A 536-nucleotide genomic window follows, 5' to 3' on the forward strand; every position below is an offset into this window, starting at 1 on the left:
CCGGTGAACACGTTGCCGGCAAGCTACACGAGCTACACGACGAATGAAGACGCCGCATTCAAGCTCAGCGGTCTGTCGGTGGCAGACGTCGACGCAGGCGCTGGCAACATCTCGGTTACGCTCACGGTCGGCAGCGGCTCGTTGACGGCCGCGACAGCGGGCAGTGTCTCGGTCAGCGGCTCGGGCACCAGCAGCATCGTACTCACGGGWACCCTCGCCAACATCAACACTTACCTGGCCACGGTCGCCAACCAGCCAACCTACACCCCGGTTGCCAATGCCAACGGCACGGTCACCCTGACCATGCTGACCAATGACGGCGGCAACACGGGCACTGGTGGTGCACTGAGCGACAGCGACACGATCAACATCAACATCACCGCGCTCAATGACGCACCGGTGAACACGTTGCCGGCAAGCTACACGACGAATGAAGACGCCGCATTCAAGCTCAGYGGTCTGTCGGTGGCAGACGTCGACGCAGGCGCTGGCAACATCTCGGTTACGCTCACGGTCGGCAGCGGCTCGTTGACGGC

At 62.9% G+C, this 536-nt stretch carries 1 protein-coding gene; it reads left to right on the forward strand.

Going from position 1 to position 536, the window contains the following annotated elements:
* Positions 1-536 (forward strand): hypothetical protein (locus tag AC1DIS_RS30125; protein ID WP_477781320.1); only part of this gene is annotated, 536 nt, incomplete at both ends.

This window comes from Pseudomonas sp. 05N433 (assembly GCF_056396925.1).